The following is a 19,053-nucleotide window of genomic DNA, read 5'->3' on the forward strand; positions in this document are numbered from 1 at the left end:
CCAAGATGGCAGTTATTGGCGCCTGCATGCGCAAACTGGCCCACCTGTGTTTTGGCGTTGTACACACAGGCAGGCCATACGACCCAAATTACGCTATGTGATGCTTGACGGGCAAGACGGTATCTACTGGGAATGTAGGCTCAAGGGTGACGGGGGCGCGCCCCCGCACGATCCAGCTTACGCCAGGCCCCCCTGGCACCGGTACTTGGTCTGCAAGTAATCGTCCAGGCCATAGCGCGAGCCCTCGCGGCCGTAGCCCGATTCCTTGACCCCGCCGAACGGCGCCGCTTCCGACGCCAGCACACCCTCGTTGATGCCGACCAGGCCGGTTTCGAGCCGCTCGGCCACACGCGCCACGCGGACGATGTCGCGCGTGTAGAAATAGGCGGCCAGGCCGTAGGGCGTGTCGTTGGCCAGCTTGACGACCTGGTCCTCGTCCGAGAAACGGAACAACGGCACCACCGGGCCGAAGGTCTCTTCCGAGGCCAGCGCCATGTCGTGGTTGGCCTCGGCGATCACGGTCGGGGCGTAGTAGTTGGGGCCGCTGGCGACGCCGTCGTTCACGCGCTTGCCGCCCACGACCAGCCGGCCACCCTTGGCCAGCGCATCGCGCACATGGGCTTCGATCTTGTCGACCGCGCGGGCATTGATCATCGGGCCGATCTGCGCTTCTTCCCAGGTGGCAGGTCCGACGCGCAGCGCCTCCACGCGGGCGGCCAGTTTTTGCGTGAACGCGGCATAGACCGCGTCGTGCACGTAGACGCGGTTCGGGCTCACGCAGGTCTGCCCGCCGTTGCGGAACTTGGCCGCCATCAAGCCGTCGACGGCCGCATCCAGGTCGGCATCGTCGAACACGATGAAGGGGGCGTTGCCGCCGAGTTCGAGCGACAGCCGCTTCAGGGTGCCGGCCGAGTCGCACGCCAGCAGCTTGCCCACTGCGGTCGAACCGGTGAAGGTGATCTTGCGGACCCTCGCATCGGCCAGCCAGGCGCCGACCACGTCCTGCGCCCGGTCGCGCGACGTGGTGACGATGTTGAGCACGCCGGCGGGCAGACCCGCCTCCTCCGCGAGCCTGGCCAGCGCGAGGGCCGTCAGCGGCGTGTCTTCCGCCGGCTTGGCCACGACCGTGCAACCGGCTGCGAGGGCGGGCGCGATCTTGCGGGCGATCATCGCCAGCGGGAAGTTCCACGGGGTGATGGCGGCCACGACGCCCACCGCTTCCTTGGTCACCGTCAGCTGCTTGCCGCGCACCTGTGCGGGGATGACGTCGCCGTAGCTGCGCACGGCTTCCTCGGCAAACCATTCGACATAGGACGCGCCGTAGGCGACCTCGCCGCGCGCCTCGGCCAGGGGCTTGCCCTGTTCGCGCGACATGAGCTTCGCCAGGTCGTCCGTGTTGGCCACGATCAGCGCATGCCAGCGCTTGAGGAAGCGGGCGCGTTCGCGCGCGGGCAGGGCGCGCCAGGCCGGCAGCGCGGCTTGTGCGGCGGCGGTGGCCTGCGCGGCGTCGACCGCGCAGCTGGCGGGCACGGCGGCGAACTGCGCGCCCGAGGCCGGGTCGGCGACTTCGTAGCGGGCGCCGCTGCTGCTGTCGCACCATTGGCCATCGATGAAGTTCTGCTCCTTGAGCAGGTCGGTACGGGTAAGTGTCAGAGACATGGTCCTAAGTCCTTATGTGGAAGCGGAAAGGGGGCCGGCAAAGAACGCGGCACCGATTCATGGTAGGTCCGCCCGCGCGACAGGAACGTGTGAACGGCGGGCGGCAAAGCGGCGGAAATGGTGAATTTCGCGCCGGTGCGGCATGTTGTGCCGAGCGTCAGTCCAGCAGGCGTCCCAGCCGCACGACGGTCACGCCAGGGCGCAGCTGACGCAGCGACGGCATGACCAGCACGCAATCCGGATAGGGCGTCCGGACCGCTTCTCCGCCGCGCCAGCCGATCACGGAACCGGCGTCCTGGAAGGTTTCCAGGCCGGTGTAGTTGCCGGCAAAGCGGAAGTCCATGCTGGATGCGACCACCGGCTCGGTGACGCGCACGACGCGCGTGGGAGCGGGCGCTCCCTGCCGCCAGGCGGCCGGCAGGTCGTCCGCCTCGACGATCCCGTGCAGCATCAGGAAGCGGGCCGTGACGGCCCTGGCGACGTCCACCGCGGCGGTCTCCCAGTGCTGGCCGCATTCGACCAGCAGCGCGTTCTTGGCGCTGTCCGGATCGCCGAAGCCGGCGTAGTCGCGCATGCGCCGGCCTTCCGGATGGCCTTCGTCGCTGACGATCCACGCCGGCATGCCGAGCCGGCGCGCCAGGGCGATGCCCTTGTCCAGCGGGCCGCAGACCGACAGCGGCGCGCAGCGTTCGTGCATCGAGTGCAGGTCGAGCAGCAAGTCGACGGTGTCGAGCACGGGCCGCAATTGGCGCGCGCGGCGCAGCTCGGACGAATCGCGCGCGGCATCGTCGAGGATGGGCGCGGTCCACACGCGATTGAGGTCCTGGTCGACGAAGCGCGCGGCGTCCGGATTGGCCGGATCGAAACGCCGGTAGGCCTCGACGTTGGCGAAGGCGAGCGTCAGCCTGCCCCGGCGCGGACGGATGCCGAGGCCGAGCAGGTCCGCGACGACGATGGCGCCGCACACCTCGTTGCCGTGGGTGAGTGCATTGACCATCACGTGCGGGCCCGGCACGCCGCTGTCGTACGTGTACACGTAGGGGATGCCGCCGTTGCCGGCGGCGTAGGGGCGCAGATCCGGGAAGGCGACTTCGATCGGATAGTCGGGAAGCGTGACGGCGTCCATGCTCAGGCCCTCGCCACGGCGGCCGCGATGGCCTGGCCGATGTCCGTGGTCGACGCCGTGCCGCCCAGGTCCGGCGTATGCGGGCCGTCGCGCAGCACTTGCTGGATGGCGGCCAGGATGGCGTCGTGGGCCTGGCGCCCGGGACCGCCGCCGGCATCGAGGAAGTCGAGCATCATCGCGCCCGACCAGATCATGCCGATCGGATTGGCGATGTTCTTGCCATGGATGTCCGGTGCCGAGCCATGCACCGGCTCGAACAGCGACGGGAAGGCGCGTTCCGGATTCAGGTTGGCCGACGGCGCCAGGCCCAGCGTGCCGGTGCAGGCGGGGCCGAGGTCGGACAGGATGTCGCCGAACAGGTTGGACGCGACCACCACGTCGAAGCGCTGCGGCTGCAGCACGAAGCGCGCCGACAGGATGTCGATGTGCTGCTTGTCCCAGTCGACATCGGGGTACTGCGCCGCCATGGCGGCGGCACGCCCGTCCCACCACGGCATGCTGACGGCCAGGCCATTGCTCTTGGTGGCGACGGTGACGTGCTTGCGCTGCCGTTGCTGCGCCAGCTCGAAGGCGAAGCGCAGCACGCGGTCGCTGCCGATGCGCGAGTGAACCGACTGCTGCATCACCACTTCGCGCTCGGTGCCTTCGTACATGATGCCGCCGACGGACGAGTACTCGCCCTCGGTGTTCTCGCGCACGATCATGAAGTCGATGTCGCCCGGCTTGCGGTTGGCCAGCGGACAAGGCACGCCGTCGAACAGGCGTGCCGGGCGCAGGTTGACGTACTGGTCGAACTCGCGCCGGAATTTCAGCAGCGAGCCCCACAGCGACACGTGGTCGGGCACGGCGTCGGGCCAGCCGGCGGCGCCGAAGTAGATCGCGTCCATGCCGGACAGCCGTGCCTTCCAGTCGTCGGGCATCATCTTGCCGGTGGCCGCGTAGTAGTCGCAGCTGGCCCATTCGATGTGCGTGTAATCGAGCTGGATGCCGAAACGGCCGGCGGCGGCATCGAGCACGCGCAAGCCTTCGGGCATCACTTCCTTGCCGATGCCGTCGCCCGGGATGACGGCGATGTTGTAGATGTGCTTCCCCATGAAGAACGCTCCTTGAAGATCGGTTGAGAGTATGGATCTCCTCATCGTAGGCGCGATGCCGCGGCGGGAACGTTCGTCGTGAAGCGCACTAGTTGGGGGAAGTTGCGTTTTTCCGCGCCGGTTCGGCACGTTATGCGGCGCGGCGTGCCGGCCCGGTCACCAGGATGGCGCGAAAATCGTTGACGTTGGTAAGCGTGGGACCGGTCACGACGGCGTCGCCGAGCGCCTGGAAAAAGCCATGCCCGTCGTTCCGGTCGAGGCTTTGCTGCGGCCGGCTCGCCTGGTCGCAAGCCCGCGCGAGCGTGGCGGGCGAAAAATAGGCCCCGGCGATGTCTTCCTGGCCGTCGACGCCGTCGGTATCGCCGGCCAGTCCGTGCACGCCAGGCTCGCCGCGCAATGCGATCGCGGCGGCGAGCAGGAACTCGACGTTGCGTCCGCCGCGGCCGTCGCCACGCACGGTCACCGTCGTCTCGCCGCCCGACAGCAGGATGCAAGGCGGGGCGAACGGCTGCCCATGCCTGGCCACCTGGAGCGCCATGGCGGCCATGACCTTGCCGACGTCGCGCGCTTCGCCTTCCAGGCTGTCCCCGAGGATGTGCGCGGCGATCCCGGCCCGTTGCGCCACACGGGCCGCCGCTTCCAGCGCCATCTGCGGCGTCGCCACCAGCCGCACTTCATGGCCGGCCAGGCGCGGGTCGTCCGGTTTGACCGATTCGCCGGCGCCGCTTTCCAGCACGTGCCTGACATGGGGCGGCAACGCGATGCCGTAGCGCCGAACGATGTCGAGCGCGTCGGCACAGGTGCTGGGATCGGCGACGGTCGGGCCCGAGGCGATGTCGACGGGTGCGTCCCCTGGCACGTCCGATATCAACAAGGTGACGACGTGGGCCGGGTGGCATGCGGCCGCCAGCCTGCCGCCCTTGAGCGCGGAGAGATGGCGCCGTACGCAGTTCATTTCGCCGATGCTGGCGCCGGATGCGAGCAGCGCCCGATTGACGGCCTGCTTGTCGTCGAGCGTGATGCCGGCCAAGGGCAGCGGCAGCAGCGACGAACCGCCGCCCGAGATCAGGCACAGTACCGTGTCGTCGGCGCTCAGGTTGCCGACCAGGCCGAGCATGCGTTCGGCCGCCCGCAGTCCCGCCGCGTCGGGCACCGGATGGGCCGCCTCGACGATCTCGATGCGCTCGCATGGGACCGCATAGCCATAGCGCGTGACGACCAGCCCCTCCAGCTTACCCGGAACATGGCGCTCGACCGCCCGCGCCATGGCCGCGGATGCCTTCCCGGCGCCGATCACGACCAGCCGCCCGCGGGGCGCCGGCGGCAGGTGCGGCGGCACGCACTTGTCCGGCTGCGCGGCCGCGATCGCGGCCGCGAACAGCGCTTCCAGCAGTGCGCGCTCGTGCCCCGTCATGTTCTCGTTGTTCATGCTCGTTGCGCCCGGCCGCCGGACAGGAAGTCGCATACGGCCCGCGTGACGTCCGCCGTCGTGGCCGTGCCGCCGAGGTCGCGGGTGTGCAGGGACGGCGTGGCGGTGACGCTTTCGATCGCGCGCATCACCTGCCGCGCGGCCTCGGACTCGCCCAGGTGCTCGAGCAGCATGACGACCGACCAGAAGGTGCCGATCGGATTGGCCAGGCCCTTGCCCATGATGTCGAAGGCCGAACCGTGGATCGGCTCGAACATCGACGGATAACGGCGCTCCGGATCGATGTTCCCGGTCGGCGCGATGCCCAGGCTGCCGGCCAGGGCCGCGGCCAGGTCGCTGAGGATGTCGGCGTGCAGGTTGGTCGCGACGATCGTGTCGAGGGTGGCGGGGCGGTTCACCATGCGGGCCGTTGCCGCATCGACGAGTTCCTTGTCCCAACCGACGTCCGGGAATTCCCTGGAAATCTGGAGCGCGATCTCGTCCCACATCACCATCGCGTGGCGTTGCGCATTGCTCTTGGTGATGACGGTCAGCCGCTTGCGCGGACGCGACTGCGCCAGCCTGAACGCGAAGCGCAGGATGCGTTCGACCCCGGCCCGCGTCATCATGCTGACGTCGGTCGCGGCTTCGATCGGGTGGCCCTGGTGCACCCGGCCGCCCACGCCCGCGTACTCGCCTTCCGAGTTTTCCCGCACGATGACCCAGTTCAGGTCCTCGGGCGCACAGCGTTTCAGCGGCGCGTCGATACCGGGCAGGATGCGCGTCGGACGCACGTTGGCGTACTGGTCGAAGCCTTGGCAGATCTTCAGGCGCAGGCCCCACAGGGTGATGTGGTCGGGAATGTCCGGATCGCCGGCCGAGCCGAACAGGATGGCGTCCTTGTCGCGCAGCGCGTCGAGGCCGTCGGCCGGCATCATGACCCCGTGCCGGCGATAGTAGTCGCCGCCCCAGTCGAAGTCTTCGAACGAAAACCTGAACCGGGTGCCTGCCGCCGCCAGTGTTTCCAGGACCTGGCGCCCGGCCGGTACGACTTCCTTGCCGATGCCGTCGCCGGGGATCGTTGCGATCCGATACGTTTGCATGTTGCTGTCTCCTGTCTGCATGAAGTGAAGCTGTGGCGCTACTTTATGTGCTGGACGAACGTGCAGACGGTGACTAGACTTAATCCATCTTTAACCTGGAATTAAGAATCGAGATGGGTACGGGCTTACAGCCAGTCGAGTTGGGCTTTTTCGTGTCCCTGGCAACCTGCGGAAGCTTGAGCGGCGCGGCACGCGAACTCGGCATCAGCACGGCTGCCGTCAGCAAGCGCCTGTCGCAGATGGAAGCACGGCTGGGCGTGCCCCTGGTGAATCGCACCACGCGCCGCATGAGCCTGACGCCCGACGGCGACGTCCTGTTCGAACACGCGCGGCGCATCATGGGAGAAATCGCCGACCTCGACGAGTTGCTGGGCGCGTCGAAAGGCCAGCCGAAAGGCCAGTTGAGGGTGAACGCGACGCTGGGTTTCGGTCGCCTGCACGTCGCCCCTGCAATCTCGCAGTACGTGCTGCGTTATCCCGAAGTCGATGTCCAGTTGCAGTTATCGGTCAAGCCGCCTCCCCTCACGGACGACGCGTTCGACGTCTGCATCCGGTTCGGGAAGCCCGCCGGCGCCCGCGTGATCGCGAAGAAGCTGGCGAGCAACCGGCGCCTGATGTGCGCATCGCCCAAGTACCTCGCGACCCGTGGCGCGCCGGCGATCCCCGCCGACCTCGCGCACCACAACTGCATTTGCATCCGCCAGGGCGACGAAGCCTACGGCACCTGGCGTTTGCACCGGGACCGCGACGACGGTCCCGGCGACATCGTCAAGGTGGGCGGCAACCTGGCGACCAACGACGGCGAAATCGCGGTCAACTGGGCGCTCGACGGTCACGGCATCCTGATGCGCGCGGAATGGGATATCGCGCGCTACCTCGACAGCGGACGCCTGGTCCAGGTGCTGCCGCAGTACCGCACGCCCGATGCGGACATCTACGCGATCTATCCGCAGCACCAGCATCAGTCGGCGCGCGTGCGCACGCTGGTCGCCTTCCTGTCGCAGGCATTTGAAGGCATCGTCCCGGCCTGAATCGAGGCTGCGTCCGCGTCGTTAGGCGCGGCCGCAGGATACGCAGGAACTGATGAATTTCCTGTACAAGGAAATGTTCCCTGAGTACAAGCGACCGCGGTAACCGGATGTGCTTTACGTATGGGTAGCATCCGTGCGACGTTCAACGTCGGGCTTGTTGAACCGGGCCGGGCGCCTGCCTGATCATATCGAAGAAGAATCCTTTCCAATACAAAACCAGTTTGTCATGGTTCTTCCGTAATACCTCAGTGCACGCCAAGTCGACGACCTCGACAACTTCAGGCAGTCCCAGTTTGCCCGATGCGGCGTGCGCCTCTTCACGGAGGTAGCGCACGGTATCTTCAAAATGGTGCTCGAATTCCGGCTCCTTGCAGGCTTCGCCATCAAGTGACACCTTGTCGCGCGCAATCACAAAAGTTTTACCCACGAGCCTCGCGGCTTCATTATCGTCAAGCGAGGAGATCTCGGACGAGTCGAGCACCTTTGTCAGCCGCCAAGTGCCCAGCAGATCGGCGTAATCGGGGTCTGCCGCGCGTACGGGGTGCGGCAATAACGCCATGGTCAGCGCCGCGACGGCGGATGCGGCTTGCAGCATCGGGGAAATTCGCAAGAGTGACATCGGGTATCCCTTTATTTCTTTGCTGCTGCGGGTACGGCAAACGGCGCAGATTCCTCGGCACGGCGGCTGATGAGCCCCCTGGCCACGACCTTTTTGCCATTGACGGTCGTTTTGATCATGTGCCTGATGTTTTTCACTGCGCCTTTGAAGTCGCCCTGGTCGACGAGTTGGTAGGTGCCGCGACTGCCGCGCGTGCCGGCGTTATAGGTGAGGCTGACCAGTGCATCGAATTGGTCCTGATCGAGTGCCTGTTTTTTGACATTGCTGCGTACTGCTCTCTCGGCCTTGGCGACGCGACGCGAGAACTCGGCATCCACCTCCGCCTGGCTGACCGGTCTTGCCAATTCTTCTTTCGTGCACGGTCCCCGATGCGCCAGGATGCCGGCACCCCATGTGCAATGACCTTTGCCGGGGCCGCCATCATCGTAGTAGTTGTAGACGTCCACCTCGCGGCGACGCATCCGAGCGCGTGCGTTGGCGCTCATGCTCAAGCTGTCGTTGGCGCCCAGTCCCGCTTGTGCCGTCGACTGTCCCTTCCCATTGCCTGCCATCGTCTTCCCTCCCGGGTATCTCAACCAGAGAACAATCTACTGCTCCTCGATGTAGCGTTCGTTGGGTGAGCTCAAGTAGTCCCCGTCGTGATGCCTCAAGAATTGGCACATTCGGACGTTCGTCCGTCATTCACGGGAGACGATAAATGGCAATCGACGTGTATCTGCAGATAGACGGGATCAAGGGCGAATCGCAAGACGATAAACATCAAGGCTGGATCGAGTGCCAGAGCGTGCGCTGGGGCGTCTTCCAGCCCAGGAGCGCCACAGCCTCGACAGCGGGTGGACATACCGCAGAGCGCGCGGAGTTGAAGGAAATATCGTTTTTGAAGGCTGCGGACCTGTCGTCGCCGCTCCTTCTGCAGCACTGCGCAATGGGCAAAACGCTACCCAAGGCCAAGTTCGAATTCATGCGCGCCGATGGTCAGGGACAGCCTATCAAGTATTTCGAAATCGAGCTCGAGAACGTCCTCGTCGGTGGTATCGAGCCGAGCATCGAGCCCGGCACTATTCTGGATGAGCACGTCAGCCTGAAGTTTTCCAAGGTTAAATGGAAGTACACCCAGCAGAAAATCGGTGGCGGCGTCGGTGGTTCGACGATTGGCGGCTGGGATCTTGCCGCCAACAAGGTCGCAGCATGACGTTTTCACGATAGAACAACTGCAAACAAAAAACCGCGCCTCGGCGCGGTTCGTCGTTTACGCCGCGGCCTTCAACCGCCGCGCCACATCCATCGCGAAATAGGTGAGCACACCGTCGGCGCCCGCGCGCTTGAACGACATCATGGTCTCCATGATGACCTTGTCCGGATCGAGCCAGCCGTTCTGGAAAGCCGCCTGCAGCATCGCGTACTCGCCGCTGACCTGGTAGGCGAAGGTCGGCACCTTGAACTCGTCCTTCACGCGGCGCACGACGTCCAGGTAGGGCATGCCCGGCTTGACCATCACCATGTCCGCGCCTTCCGCGATGTCCAGCGCCACTTCGCGCAGGGCTTCGTCGCTGTTGGCCGGATCCATCTGGTAGGTGTTCTTGTCGGCCTTGCCCAGGTTGGCGGCGGAGCCGACGGCTTCGCGGAACGGGCCGTAATAGGCCGACGCGTACTTGGCCGAATACGCCATGATGCGCGTGTGGATGAATTCCTTCTCTTCCAGCGCCATGCGGATCGCGCCGATGCGGCCGTCCATCATGTCCGACGGCGCCACGATGTCGACGCCGGCCTCGGCCTGGGCCAGCGCCTGGCGCGTCAGCATCGCGATCGTCTTTTCGTTGACGATGTAGCCGTTGTCGTCCGGCAGGCCATCCTGGCCGTGCGTCGTGTACGGGTCCAGCGCGACGTCCGTCATGATGCCCAGCTGCGGGAAGCGGCGCTTCAGCTCGCGCACGGCGCGCGGCACGAGGCCGTCCGGATTCGTCGCCTCGATGCCGTCGTAGGTCTTCAGCGAAGCGTCGACGACGGGGAACAGCGCGAGCACGGGGATGCCCAGCGCGACGGCTTGCTCGGCCACTGTCAGCAGCAGGTCGACGGAGACGCGTTCCACGCCCGGCATCGACGCCACCTGCTGGCGCTGGTTCTGGCCGTCGAGGATGAACACGGGGTAGATCAGGTCGGACGGAGTGACGACGTTTTCGCGCATCAGGGCGCGCGAGAACGGGTCGCGGCGCATGCGGCGCATGCGCACGGCGGGGTATTGCGAAGGCGTGATGATCGGCATGACGGTTCCAGGGTTAGTCGCCGGCGTCGGCCGGGAGCGGATCCTCCTGGTCGAGGCCGAGCAGTTCGATGATCTTGTCGTTGGCTTCCTCGACGCCGATGCGCTTGAGCGCCGAGAACAGCTGGACGGTGAACGGAAAGCCGTTGCCTTCCTCGTCGACATAGCTGTCCAGCACCTGCTGCGCCTGGCGCAGGGCGTTGACGGATTCGTTGCGGTTGAGCTTGTCGGCCTTCGTGAGGATGCAGTGGATCGGCTTGCCCGTCGGGGCGAACCACTCCAGCATCTGGATGTCGAGGTCGGTGAACGGGCGGCGCGAATCCATGATCAGGACGAGCGCGGCCAGTTGTTCCCGCCGCTGCACATAGTCGCCCAGCAGTCTTTGCCAATGCAGCTTGGCGTCGCCCGACACTTCCGCATAACCATAGCCCGGCAGGTCGACGAGCAGGCCTTCGATTTCCTCGACCTTGGTCGGATCCTTGCGGTGCATGGCGACGTGGGCGCCGCCGATCGAAAAGAAATTGATGTGCTGCGTGCGGCCGGGCGTCTTGGAGGCGAATGCCAGGCCCTTCTGGTTCGTCAGAATATTGATCGCAGTCGATTTGCCCGCATTGGACCGGCCGGCGAAGGCGATTTCCGGCACCTGGGTCTTGGGAAGGTCCCGCAACTGGTTGACGGTCGTGAAAAAGCGGGCTTGCCAGAGTTTGGACATGAGGGAAATGGGGGCAAAAAGACAACGAAGGTGAGGGCAGGAAACAAAGGCTATTGTACAATAGGGAGTTACCTGCCGCCGGCGACCTTGAAAGACCGGACGCCGATGCGAAAGGCACGAGCATGACCGCTGCACTGTAACTGCAAGTCGGGCCCGCCGGGCCTAGTTAATCTTTGACTTTTTCAGGGTGCTTGAATGAATCGTGTGTTCCAACCGGCCGCATGTGCGGCGATCGTGAAGTCCTTGCTGGCCAGTTTTCTTCTCGTGGGCAGCGCTCTTGCAGCGGATGCGGCCCACGCGCCTCCGGCTGCCGCCAAGGCCGACCCGGCCAAGGGTGGTTCCCTCTTCGACACCGGCGACAGCGCCCGCGGCCTGCCGGCCTGCGCGTCGTGCCATGGCGCCGGCGGCAATTCGACCATCAGCACCAATCCCAAGCTGGCGGGCCAGATCGACACGTACATCCACAAGCAGCTCGTCGACTTCACGACGCCGGCCCGCAACCAGCCCGTGATGACGACGTACGCCAAGATGCTGAGCGACGACGAAAAGCGCAACCTCGCCGCCTACCTCGCCGCGCAGAAGCCCCAGCAGGGCGCCGCACGCAACAAGGACACGCTGGAACTGGGCCGCAAGGTTTATCGCGGCGGCATCGCGGACCGCGGCGTGGCCGCTTGCGCCAGCTGCCACGGCGCCACCGGCGCGGGCCTGCCGGCCCAGTATCCGCGCCTGGCGGGCCAGCACCAGGAGTACACTGTCGCCCAGTTGCAAGCGTTCAAGAGCGGCGCGCGCAGCAACAGCCCGCAGATGGCCGCGCTGGCCAAGCGTCTGTCGGATGACGAAATGAAAGCCGTGGCGGACTATATTGCCGGCCTGAAGTAATTTCCGGCATGGCCGGTATTGCCGGACCACGATAATCGAGCCGAAGAATCGGCCTACAATAAAAAAACGGCGGAAACAACAGGGGAGGGCGACCGTGCGAGCGGGGCGCCCTTTTGTTGTATCCTCGTTCGTTGTTGTGTCTAGAGTGAAAGTCGATGAGCACCACCGGAATTGAACTGAAGACGCGCCGGCGCGGCCTGGCCGAAGCGATCGAATTGCTGTCCTCGATGCGTTTCGCCATCACCCTGCTGGTCATGATCGCGATTGCCGCGATCATCGGCACCATCATGCAGCAGGACCGCGCCATGACGGATTACGTGAACCAGTTCGGTCCGTTCTGGTTCGAAATCTTCCGCAAGGTCGGCTTGTACACCGTCTACTCGGCCTGGTGGTTCCTGCTGATCCTCGCCGTGCTGATCGTGTCGACGAGCCTGTGCATCGCGCGCAACGGGCCCAAGATGATCCGCGACATGCGGAGCTGGCGCGATTCCGTGCGCGAGGAATCGCTGCGCAATTTCCACCATCGGAGCGAGTGGACGGCGCCGCTGGACATGGTCCCGCTGGCCCAGCAGACGGCGTCCCGCCTCGCCGACGCCGGCTATCGGACGAAGATGGTCGACAAGCCGGGCGGCGTGCTCGTCGCGGCCAAGAAGGGCGCCGCCAACAAGTTCGGCTATATCTTCGCGCACACGGCCATCATCGTGATCCTGCTGGGCGGCATGCTCGATTCGAACCTGCCGATCCGCTTCCAGGAATGGTTCATGGGGAAAACGCCGTATGCCGGCGCCGGCCTGATCTCGGCCATCGCGCCGCAGCACCGGCTCGGCCTCGGCAACCCGACGTTCCGCGGCAACACCATGATTCCCGAAGGCCAGGCCAGCGACACGGCCCTGCTCCAGCAAGCCGACGGCGTGCTCGTGCAAGACCTGCCGTTCACCATCGAGCTCAAGAAATTCAACATCGATTTCTACTCGACGGGCATGCCGAAACTGTTCGCCAGCGACGTCGTGATCCGCGACCACGAGACCGGTAAGACGTTCCCGGCGACCATCAAGGTCAACCAGCCGCTGATCTACCGCGGCGTCGCCGTCTACCAGTCCAGCTTCGAGGATGGCGGCAGCAAGCTCAAGCTGACGGGCTGGCCCATGACGGGCACGAGCGACAAATCGTTCGCCATCGAGGGCGAAGTCGGCAATGCCACCGAGCTCAAGCAGGGTAGCGACGTGTATTCCGTCGAGTGGTCGGGCTTCCGGCCGTTCAACGTCGAGAACACAAGCCAGGACAACGATGCGCGCGCCGTCGCGAAAGGTAAAAGTTTCGAGGAACAGTTCGCACAGACCCTGTCGCAGCACTCGGGCTCGGCCGCGAAGAACGCCGGCAACAAGGACCTCAAGAACGTGGGCCCCAGCGTGCAATACAAGTTGCGCGACAAGACGGGCCAGGCGCGCGAATTCCTGAACTACATGCAGCCCGTCACGCTGGACGGCCGCCAAGTCTACTTGGCCGGCGTGCGCAACAATCCGTCCGACGCGTTCAGCTTCCTGCGCATCCCGGCCGACGACGAGCACGGCGTGCGCGAATGGATGCGCCTGCGCGCCGCGCTCGCCGATCCGTCGCTGCGCGCGGAAGCCGCGCGCCGCTACGCCGCACGGGCGCTGCCGCCGGGCGACGCGAAGGGGACGCTGGCCACGCAGTTGCAGGAATCGGCCGCCAAGACGCTGGCGATCTTTGCCGGCGACGGCAGCCAGGGCGGATACCTGGCCGTGTCCAAATTCCTCGAGCGCATCCCCGCGGCCGAGCAGGAAAAGGCGGCCACCGTCTTCATGAAGATGCTCAACGGTGCCATGTGGGAACTGTGGCAGGCTGCGCGTGCGCGCGACGGCGACGCGCCCGTGACGCCCACCGAGACCCACGGCCGCTTCCTGCAACAGGCGACGAACGCGCTGTCCGACAGCTTTTTCTATGGCGCGCCCGTGTTCCTGGCGCTGGACGACTTCAAGGAGGTCAAGGCCTCGGTGCTGCAGGTGACGCGTTCGCCGGGCAAGAAAGTGGTCTATGTCGGCTGCCTGCTGCTGGTGCTGGGCATTTTCTCGATGTTTTATATCCGCGAGCGCCGCGTCTGGGTGTGGGTGAAGCCGGCGCCGGACGGCGGCACGCACGCGCTGATGGCGATGAGCACGCAACGCAAGACGCTCGATTTCGAGCGCGAATTCGACGACCTGAAGAACAAACTGCCGCAATCGGCGTAAGCTTGGGGCATCTCGAAAAACCGTCGCGAGCGGCAGCAGATTTGGCCGAGAAGCGCAGCTGTACGAGGAGTACAGTGAGCATCGCAGGCCAAATATGCAACGCGCAGCAGGTTTTTCGACGTGCCCCTTGGAACAGCAAGCAACAAGGAGATACCGATGGACATGTCACCCGCATCGCAAGCGCCGGCCTCGGGCCAGGCCGCCGCTTACACCCGCCCCCCCGGCTTCTTCAAGCGCCTGACGGCCGCCGACTGGCTGTTCGGCGCCGGCCTGCTGGCCGCCGCGCTGTACGCGCTGCAACGCTTCGGCGCCTACATGGACGTCTACGAGCAGGCGATCCTCGTGCTGGCGGCGCCCGTGTTCGCCTTCGTCGGCTGGACCTTCAAGCCGGTGCGCTGGCTGATGCCGCTCGTCGCGGTGCTGGCGCTGTGGGCCGTGCAGTTGTACGGCGGCTCGCTGGATGCCGCCAATCACAAATTCTTCCTGAAATACATGCTGTCGAGCCAGTCCGCGATCCTGTGGATGAGCGCGCTGTTCGTGTTCTCGACCGGATTTTATTGGCTCGGCCTGCTCGCGCGCTCGCCGTTCGGCGGCAGCGTCGGCTCCAAGCTGTGCTGGGCCGCTGTCGTGCTGGGTTTTACCGGCATGATGGTGCGCTGGTACGAGTCCTACCTGATCGGCACGGACGTCGGCCACATCCCCGTGTCGAACCTGTACGAAGTGTTCATCCTGTTCTCGATGATCACGGCGATGTTCTACCTGTACTACGAACAGCGCTATCAAACGCGCCAGCTGGGGCCGTTCGTGCTGCTCGTGATCTCGGCCGCCGTCGGCTTCTTGCTGTGGTACACGGTGGCGCGCGACGCTTCCGAAATCCAGCCGCTCGTGCCCGCGCTGCAGAGCTGGTGGATGAAGATCCACGTGCCCGCCAACTTCATCGGCTACGGCACGTTCTCGCTCGCGGCGATGGTCGGTTCGGCCTACCTGCTCAAGTCGCATGGCATCCTGGCCGACCGCCTGCCCTCGCTGGAAGTGCTGGACGACGTGATGTACAAGGCCATTTCCGTCGGCTTCGCGTTCTTCACCGTCGCCACGATCCTGGGCGCGCTGTGGGCGGCCGAGGCCTGGGGCGGCTACTGGTCGTGGGACCCGAAAGAGACGTGGGCGCTGATCGTCTGGCTGAACTATGCGGCCTGGCTGCACATGCGCCTGATGTCCGGCCTGCGCGGCCGCGCGGCGGCGTGGTGGGCCCTCATCGGCCTCGTCGTGACGACGTTCGCCTTCCTGGGCGTGAACATGTTCCTGTCGGGTCTGCACTCCTACGGCAAGCTGTAATATGTCCGATTATGTCCGTTGGCGGCATTTGGTAACAAATCGCCGCCCGGACGTCCCGCGGGCGGCACATGGTGTAACGTTGTTACGTCGCGAGAAACACTATTTCTAGCCGGAGCCGCCATGTTGATCAAAAAAAATCCGAACGGTATCGATTTGCCGTTCCCATCCGAAATCACGCCGCGCGAGGTCTACGAAGGCCGGCGCGCCTTCATCGCCAGGGTCGCGGCGACGGCCGTGGCCGGCTCCTCGCTGTGGGAAATGGCCAACCGGGAAGCGTTCGCCCAGGGCGCCGTCCAGAAGCTGCCGGCCACGCGCAACCCGGCATTTTCGACGAACGAGAAGCAGACCCCGTTCGAGGATGCCACCCACTACAACAATTTCTATGAATTCGGCACGGACAAGGCCGACCCGGCCGCCAATGCGCACACTTTGCGCACGCGGCCGTGGACCGTGCAGATCGAAGGCGAAGTCAAGAAACCGATGACGCTCGACGTCGACCGCCTGGTCAAGCTGGCGCCGCTGGAAGAGCGGATCTACCGGCTGCGCTGCGTCGAGGGCTGGTCGATGGTGATCCCGTGGGTCGGTTATCCGCTGGCCAGCCTGATCCGGCAGGTCGAGCCGACCGGCAATGCGAAATACGTCGAATTCACGAGCCTGGCCGACCGCAGCCAGATGCCGGGCGTACGCAGCCGCGTGCTCGAGTGGCCGTACGTGGAAGGTCTGCGCATGGACGAGGCCATGCATCCGCTCGCCCTGCTGACGGTGGGCATGTACGGCCAGGTGTTGCCGAACCAGAACGGTGCGCCCGTGCGCATCGTCGTGCCGTGGAAATACGGCTTCAAATCGGCGAAATCCATCGTCAAGATCCGCTTCGTGCGCGACCAGCCGCGCACGGCGTGGAACACCGTCGCCCCGGACGAATACGGCTTCTATTCGAACGTCAACCCGAACGTCGACCACCCGCGCTGGTCGCAGGCGTCGGAGCGGCGCATCGGCGAGGGCGGCCTGTTCACCCCGAAGCGCAAGACGCTGATGTTCAACGGCTATAACGAGGTCGCGTCGCTGTACAGGGGCATGGACCTCAAGAAGTTTTACTGAGCGGGTGGGTCATGGCGTTCAATCCCACCCCTGTCCAGTTCAAGGCCCTGAAGGCCGGCGTGTTCGTGCTGGCGCTGCTGCCGTTCCTGCGCATGGCGTGGCTGACGGCGCAAGGCGTGCCCGTCGACCCGGTCGAATTCCTCACGCACGGCAGCGGGGACTGGGCCTTGTATTTGTTGTGCGCGACGCTCGCCGTCACGCCGCTGCGCCGCCTGACGGGCTGGAACTGGCTGGTGCGCCTGCGCCGGATGATCGGCCTGTATACGTTCTTCTACGCCTTCATGCATTTCATGACCTTCCTGTGGTTCGACCATTTCTTCGACGTGGCCGCCATGTGGAAGGACGTGCTCAAGCGGCCGTTCATCACGGTGGGCTTTGCCGCCTTCGTGCTGCTCATTCCGCTGGCCGCGACGAGCACGAACGCGATGATCAAGCGCCTGGGCCGCAACTGGGCCCGGCTGCACAAGCTGATTTACGTGATCGCGCCGCTGGCGATCCTGCACTACTGGTGGATGAAGGCGGGCAAGCACAACTTCGAGCAGCCCATCGTCTGGGGCAGCGTCGTCGCCGTGCTCCTGCTGCTGCGCGTGTGGTGGAGCGTGGGCCGGTCGCGCGTCGAAAAACGCCCCGAAAAACGTCCCGCACCCGCATCCGTGCGAACATGACCGGAGACCTGATACATACTGCATGACATGAAATGGCCCCTCGCGCTCGTGATCGTCGTCGTCCTCGCCCTCGTGCTCGTTTTCGGCATGGGGCGGCCGCGCTATGGGCAGCTGGAGCGGTGTCTCGACCTGAGCGGGCGTTGGAACGACCAGGCGGCCGCGTGCGCGGCGCAGATGTGGCCGGATGACCGGTCACGGGGGCGGGAATAATGGTGGGCACCCCGTGCCCACCTTCGCATACCGATCAACGAACGATGGTCTCGAGCGCGAAGAGTTCCGCCGGATTCTCCCGGCGACGGATCACGTGCACCTTGTCCCCATCGACGAGCACCTCGGCCGCGCGTCCGCGCGTGTTGTAGTTCGAGGCCATCGTGAACCCGTACGCGCCGGCCGCCATCATGGCCAGCACGTCGCCCGGCTCGACGGCCAGGGCGCGGTCGCGCGCGAGCCAGTCGCCCGATTCGCACACGGGCCCCACGAGGTCGTAGGTGACGGGGCTGCCTTCGCGCCGCACGACCGGCTTGACGTCCATCCAGGCCTGGTACAAGGTCGGCCGCGCCATGTCGTTCATCGCGGCGTCGACGACGCAGAAATTCTTTTCCTCGCCCGGCTTGAGGAACTCGACGGACATCAGCAGCACGCCCGTATTGCCCACGATCGAGCGGCCCGGTTCGAAGATCACCTTGATCGGCCGGCCGCCGTGCTTCCCGGCGCGCCAGGCGTCCACGCGCGCGAACACGCGCTCGACGTAGTGCGCGATCGGCACCGGCGAGTCCTCGCCCGTGCCGTAGTCGATGCCCAGGCCGCCGCCCACGTCCAGGTGGTGCAGGTGGATGCCTTCGCCATCGAGCGTGTCGATCAGCTCGATCAGCTTGTCCAGCGCTTCCAGCAGCGGGGCGTCGTCCAGCAGCTGCGAGCCGATGTGGCAGTCGATGCCGACGATGTCCAGGTGCGGCAGCTTGGCCGCGGTGCGGTAGGTCTCGAGCGCGTCCGAGAACGCGACGCCGAACTTGCTGGCCTTGAGGCCGGTGGCGATGTACGGATGCGTCTTCGCGTCGACGTTCGGGTTCACGCGCAGCGAGATGGGCGCGCGCTTGCCCATGCGGCCGGCGACTTCGTTGATGCGGTGCAGTTCGGGAATCGACTCGACGTTGAAGCACAGGATGCCTTTTTCCAGCGCCAGCGCGATCTCGGCCGCGGTCTTGCCCACGCCCGAGAAGATCACCTTGCCCGGGTCGCCGCCGGCCGCGATCACGCGCAGCAGTTCGCCGCCGGAGACGATGTCGAAGCCGGCGCCCTGGCGCGCCAGCAGGTCGAGGATGGCCAGGTTGGAGTTCGCCTTCATCGCATAGCAGACGAGCGCGTCGCGGCCCGCGCACGGGCGCGCGTAGCCGGCGAAGTTTTCCAGCAGCTGGGCTTTCGAATAGACGTAGGTCGGGGTGCCGTGTTCCGCGGCGATCGTGGACAGGGCGACGCTTTCGGCGTACAGGACGCCGTCTTGGTAGGTGAAGTGCGACATGGATGCGTTTTTACTGTTGGGTGGCCGGCGTGGGCTGGTTCGGGGCTTGCGTGTTGTTGGCGTTCGAGCCGCCGGCGGGGACCGTCACGCCGGCGGCCGGAGCCGGAGGCGAGAGCTGGACGGCCGGCGCGGTCGCCGTTGCGCTGGTGTTGGTCGTGCCGGTCGCGGCCGCGTTGGTGTGCGCGGCGGGGATCCGGGCGGGCGGTTTCGGCATGGTGAGCGGACCGGTTTGGCCGCAGGCCGACAGCGCCATCAGGGTCGCCAGGCTTGTCAGGAGCGCAAATGGGGACTTCACG

19 protein-coding genes are annotated in these 19,053 nt (G+C 65.6%); 8 read left to right on the forward strand and 11 right to left on the reverse strand.

From position 1 onward, the window contains the following. Window positions 1-177 precede the first annotated feature (177 nt). The 5 genes from ISF28_RS28080 to ISF28_RS28100 form a co-directional block, all read right to left on the reverse strand. Window positions 178-1,659 (reverse strand): NAD-dependent succinate-semialdehyde dehydrogenase, encoded by a 1,482-nt coding sequence (locus ISF28_RS28080; RefSeq protein ID WP_198120486.1) that lies wholly within the window; start codon window positions 1,657-1,659, stop codon window positions 178-180. Between the two features lie 157 nt (window positions 1,660-1,816). Next, complete coding sequence (locus tag ISF28_RS28085; RefSeq protein ID WP_198120487.1) at window positions 1,817-2,785, reverse strand: M14 family metallopeptidase; 969 nt, start codon at window positions 2,783-2,785, stop codon at window positions 1,817-1,819. A 2-nt stretch (window positions 2,786-2,787) separates the two neighbouring features. Continuing rightward, on the reverse strand, window positions 2,788-3,879 hold the full coding sequence (locus ISF28_RS28090; RefSeq protein WP_198120488.1) for a tartrate dehydrogenase: 1,092 nt from the start codon (window positions 3,877-3,879) through the stop codon (window positions 2,788-2,790). A 130-nt stretch (window positions 3,880-4,009) separates the two neighbouring features. Then, window positions 4,010-5,308: a glycerate kinase type-2 family protein gene (locus tag ISF28_RS28095; RefSeq protein ID WP_229519438.1), complete on the reverse strand. Its 1,299-nt coding sequence runs from the start codon at window positions 5,306-5,308 to the stop codon at window positions 4,010-4,012. Then, entirely contained in the window at window positions 5,305-6,390 is a 1,086-nt protein-coding gene (locus ISF28_RS28100) for a tartrate dehydrogenase (RefSeq protein ID WP_198120489.1), read from the reverse strand. The genes ISF28_RS28095 and ISF28_RS28100 overlap by 4 nt, the downstream gene beginning before the upstream one ends. A gap of 113 nt (window positions 6,391-6,503) precedes the next feature. Here ISF28_RS28100 and ISF28_RS28105 point away from each other — a divergent pair, with 113 nt between their 5' ends. Then, window positions 6,504-7,421 carry a LysR family transcriptional regulator gene (locus ISF28_RS28105; RefSeq protein WP_198120490.1) on the forward strand — a complete coding sequence of 306 codons (918 nt, stop codon included), beginning with the start codon at window positions 6,504-6,506 and terminating at the stop codon, window positions 7,419-7,421. Window positions 7,422-7,563: 142 nt separating this feature from the next. Here the strand turns inward: ISF28_RS28105 and ISF28_RS28110 are convergent, their stop codons facing one another. Together ISF28_RS28110 and ISF28_RS28115 are read right to left on the reverse strand one after the other, a co-directional pair. Further along, the gene (locus ISF28_RS28110; protein ID WP_198120491.1) at window positions 7,564-8,016 is read right to left on the reverse strand and encodes a hypothetical protein; all 453 of its coding nucleotides are present in this window, start codon (window positions 8,014-8,016) and stop codon (window positions 7,564-7,566) included. Window positions 8,017-8,051: 35 nt separating this feature from the next. Next, window positions 8,052-8,525: a lysozyme gene (locus ISF28_RS28115; RefSeq protein WP_198120492.1), complete on the reverse strand. Its 474-nt coding sequence runs from the start codon at window positions 8,523-8,525 to the stop codon at window positions 8,052-8,054. A 212-nt stretch (window positions 8,526-8,737) separates the two neighbouring features. Here ISF28_RS28115 and ISF28_RS28120 point away from each other — a divergent pair, with 212 nt between their 5' ends. Beyond that, on the forward strand, window positions 8,738-9,232 hold the full coding sequence (locus ISF28_RS28120) for an Hcp family type VI secretion system effector (RefSeq protein ID WP_198120493.1): 495 nt from the start codon (window positions 8,738-8,740) through the stop codon (window positions 9,230-9,232). 57 nt (window positions 9,233-9,289) lie between these two features. On the opposite strand, the gene hemB is transcribed toward ISF28_RS28120, so the two are convergent. Both hemB and yihA read right to left on the reverse strand, forming a co-directional pair. Further along, window positions 9,290-10,303, reverse strand: a complete 1,014-nt coding sequence (hemB, locus tag ISF28_RS28125; RefSeq protein ID WP_198120494.1) for a porphobilinogen synthase — start codon at window positions 10,301-10,303, stop codon at window positions 9,290-9,292. 13 nt (window positions 10,304-10,316) lie between these two features. Further along, window positions 10,317-11,012, reverse strand: a complete 696-nt coding sequence (gene yihA, locus ISF28_RS28130) for a ribosome biogenesis GTP-binding protein YihA/YsxC (protein ID WP_198120495.1) — start codon at window positions 11,010-11,012, stop codon at window positions 10,317-10,319. A gap of 195 nt (window positions 11,013-11,207) precedes the next feature. Between yihA and ISF28_RS28135 the strand changes: the two genes are divergently transcribed. The 6 genes from ISF28_RS28135 (at window position 11,208) to ISF28_RS28160 (ending at window position 17,448) form a co-directional block, all read left to right on the forward strand. After that, window positions 11,208-11,891, forward strand: a complete 684-nt coding sequence (locus tag ISF28_RS28135) for a c-type cytochrome (RefSeq protein WP_198120496.1) — start codon at window positions 11,208-11,210, stop codon at window positions 11,889-11,891. Between the two features lie 155 nt (window positions 11,892-12,046). Continuing rightward, window positions 12,047-14,140 (forward strand): cytochrome c biogenesis protein ResB, encoded by a 2,094-nt coding sequence (locus ISF28_RS28140; RefSeq protein ID WP_198120497.1) that lies wholly within the window; start codon window positions 12,047-12,049, stop codon window positions 14,138-14,140. Window positions 14,141-14,302: 162 nt separating this feature from the next. Further along, on the forward strand, window positions 14,303-15,475 hold the full coding sequence (ccsB, locus tag ISF28_RS28145; RefSeq protein ID WP_370663514.1) for a c-type cytochrome biogenesis protein CcsB: 1,173 nt from the start codon (window positions 14,303-14,305) through the stop codon (window positions 15,473-15,475). A 120-nt stretch (window positions 15,476-15,595) separates the two neighbouring features. Beyond that, window positions 15,596-16,573 carry a protein-methionine-sulfoxide reductase catalytic subunit MsrP gene (msrP, locus tag ISF28_RS28150; RefSeq protein ID WP_198120499.1) on the forward strand — a complete coding sequence of 326 codons (978 nt, stop codon included), beginning with the start codon at window positions 15,596-15,598 and terminating at the stop codon, window positions 16,571-16,573. A gap of 11 nt (window positions 16,574-16,584) precedes the next feature. Further along, the gene (msrQ, locus tag ISF28_RS28155) at window positions 16,585-17,238 is read left to right on the forward strand and encodes a protein-methionine-sulfoxide reductase heme-binding subunit MsrQ (protein ID WP_198120500.1); all 654 of its coding nucleotides are present in this window, start codon (window positions 16,585-16,587) and stop codon (window positions 17,236-17,238) included. A gap of 27 nt (window positions 17,239-17,265) precedes the next feature. Then, a complete protein-coding gene (locus ISF28_RS28160; RefSeq protein WP_198120501.1) occupies window positions 17,266-17,448 on the forward strand; it encodes a hypothetical protein in 183 nt (60 codons plus the stop codon). A 34-nt stretch (window positions 17,449-17,482) separates the two neighbouring features. Here the strand turns inward: ISF28_RS28160 and lysA are convergent, their stop codons facing one another. Both lysA and lptM read right to left on the reverse strand, forming a co-directional pair. Next, the gene (gene lysA / locus ISF28_RS28165; RefSeq protein WP_198120502.1) at window positions 17,483-18,757 is read right to left on the reverse strand and encodes a diaminopimelate decarboxylase; all 1,275 of its coding nucleotides are present in this window, start codon (window positions 18,755-18,757) and stop codon (window positions 17,483-17,485) included. A 10-nt stretch (window positions 18,758-18,767) separates the two neighbouring features. Beyond that, window positions 18,768-19,052, reverse strand: a complete 285-nt coding sequence (gene lptM, locus ISF28_RS28170) for an LPS translocon maturation chaperone LptM (protein WP_198120503.1) — start codon at window positions 19,050-19,052, stop codon at window positions 18,768-18,770. Between the last annotated feature and the right edge of the window lies 1 nt (window position 19,053).

Source organism: Massilia rhizosphaerae, assembly GCF_016093545.1.
In the GTDB taxonomy this organism is placed as follows: domain Bacteria; phylum Pseudomonadota; class Gammaproteobacteria; order Burkholderiales; family Burkholderiaceae_D; genus Telluria; species Telluria rhizosphaerae.

Bases quoted from the DNA above. Each gene is read 5' to 3' on its own strand.
- ISF28_RS28080 (WP_198120486.1), bottom strand. From the start codon at position 1,659: ATGTCTCTGACACTTACCCGTACCGACCTGCTCAAGGAGCAGAACTTC.
- ISF28_RS28085 (WP_198120487.1), bottom strand. From the start codon at position 2,785: ATGGACGCCGTCACGCTTCCCGACTATCCGATCGAAGTCGCCTTCCCG.
- ISF28_RS28090 (WP_198120488.1), bottom strand. From the start codon at position 3,879: ATGGGGAAGCACATCTACAACATCGCCGTCATCCCGGGCGACGGCATC.
- ISF28_RS28095 (WP_229519438.1), bottom strand. From the start codon at position 5,308: ATGAACAACGAGAACATGACGGGGCACGAGCGCGCACTGCTGGAAGCG.
- ISF28_RS28100 (WP_198120489.1), bottom strand. From the start codon at position 6,390: ATGCAAACGTATCGGATCGCAACGATCCCCGGCGACGGCATCGGCAAG.
- ISF28_RS28105 (WP_198120490.1), top strand. From the start codon at position 6,504: ATGGGTACGGGCTTACAGCCAGTCGAGTTGGGCTTTTTCGTGTCCCTG.
- ISF28_RS28110 (WP_198120491.1), bottom strand. From the start codon at position 8,016: ATGCTGCAAGCCGCATCCGCCGTCGCGGCGCTGACCATGGCGTTATTG.
- ISF28_RS28115 (WP_198120492.1), bottom strand. From the start codon at position 8,525: ATGAGCGCCAACGCACGCGCTCGGATGCGTCGCCGCGAGGTGGACGTC.
- ISF28_RS28120 (WP_198120493.1), top strand. From the start codon at position 8,738: ATGGCAATCGACGTGTATCTGCAGATAGACGGGATCAAGGGCGAATCG.
- hemB (WP_198120494.1), bottom strand. From the start codon at position 10,303: ATGCCGATCATCACGCCTTCGCAATACCCCGCCGTGCGCATGCGCCGC.
- yihA (WP_198120495.1), bottom strand. From the start codon at position 11,012: ATGTCCAAACTCTGGCAAGCCCGCTTTTTCACGACCGTCAACCAGTTG.
- ISF28_RS28135 (WP_198120496.1), top strand. From the start codon at position 11,208: ATGAATCGTGTGTTCCAACCGGCCGCATGTGCGGCGATCGTGAAGTCC.
- ISF28_RS28140 (WP_198120497.1), top strand. From the start codon at position 12,047: ATGAGCACCACCGGAATTGAACTGAAGACGCGCCGGCGCGGCCTGGCC.
- ccsB (WP_370663514.1), top strand. From the start codon at position 14,303: ATGTCACCCGCATCGCAAGCGCCGGCCTCGGGCCAGGCCGCCGCTTAC.
- msrP (WP_198120499.1), top strand. From the start codon at position 15,596: ATGTTGATCAAAAAAAATCCGAACGGTATCGATTTGCCGTTCCCATCC.
- msrQ (WP_198120500.1), top strand. From the start codon at position 16,585: ATGGCGTTCAATCCCACCCCTGTCCAGTTCAAGGCCCTGAAGGCCGGC.
- ISF28_RS28160 (WP_198120501.1), top strand. From the start codon at position 17,266: ATGAAATGGCCCCTCGCGCTCGTGATCGTCGTCGTCCTCGCCCTCGTG.
- lysA (WP_198120502.1), bottom strand. From the start codon at position 18,757: ATGTCGCACTTCACCTACCAAGACGGCGTCCTGTACGCCGAAAGCGTC.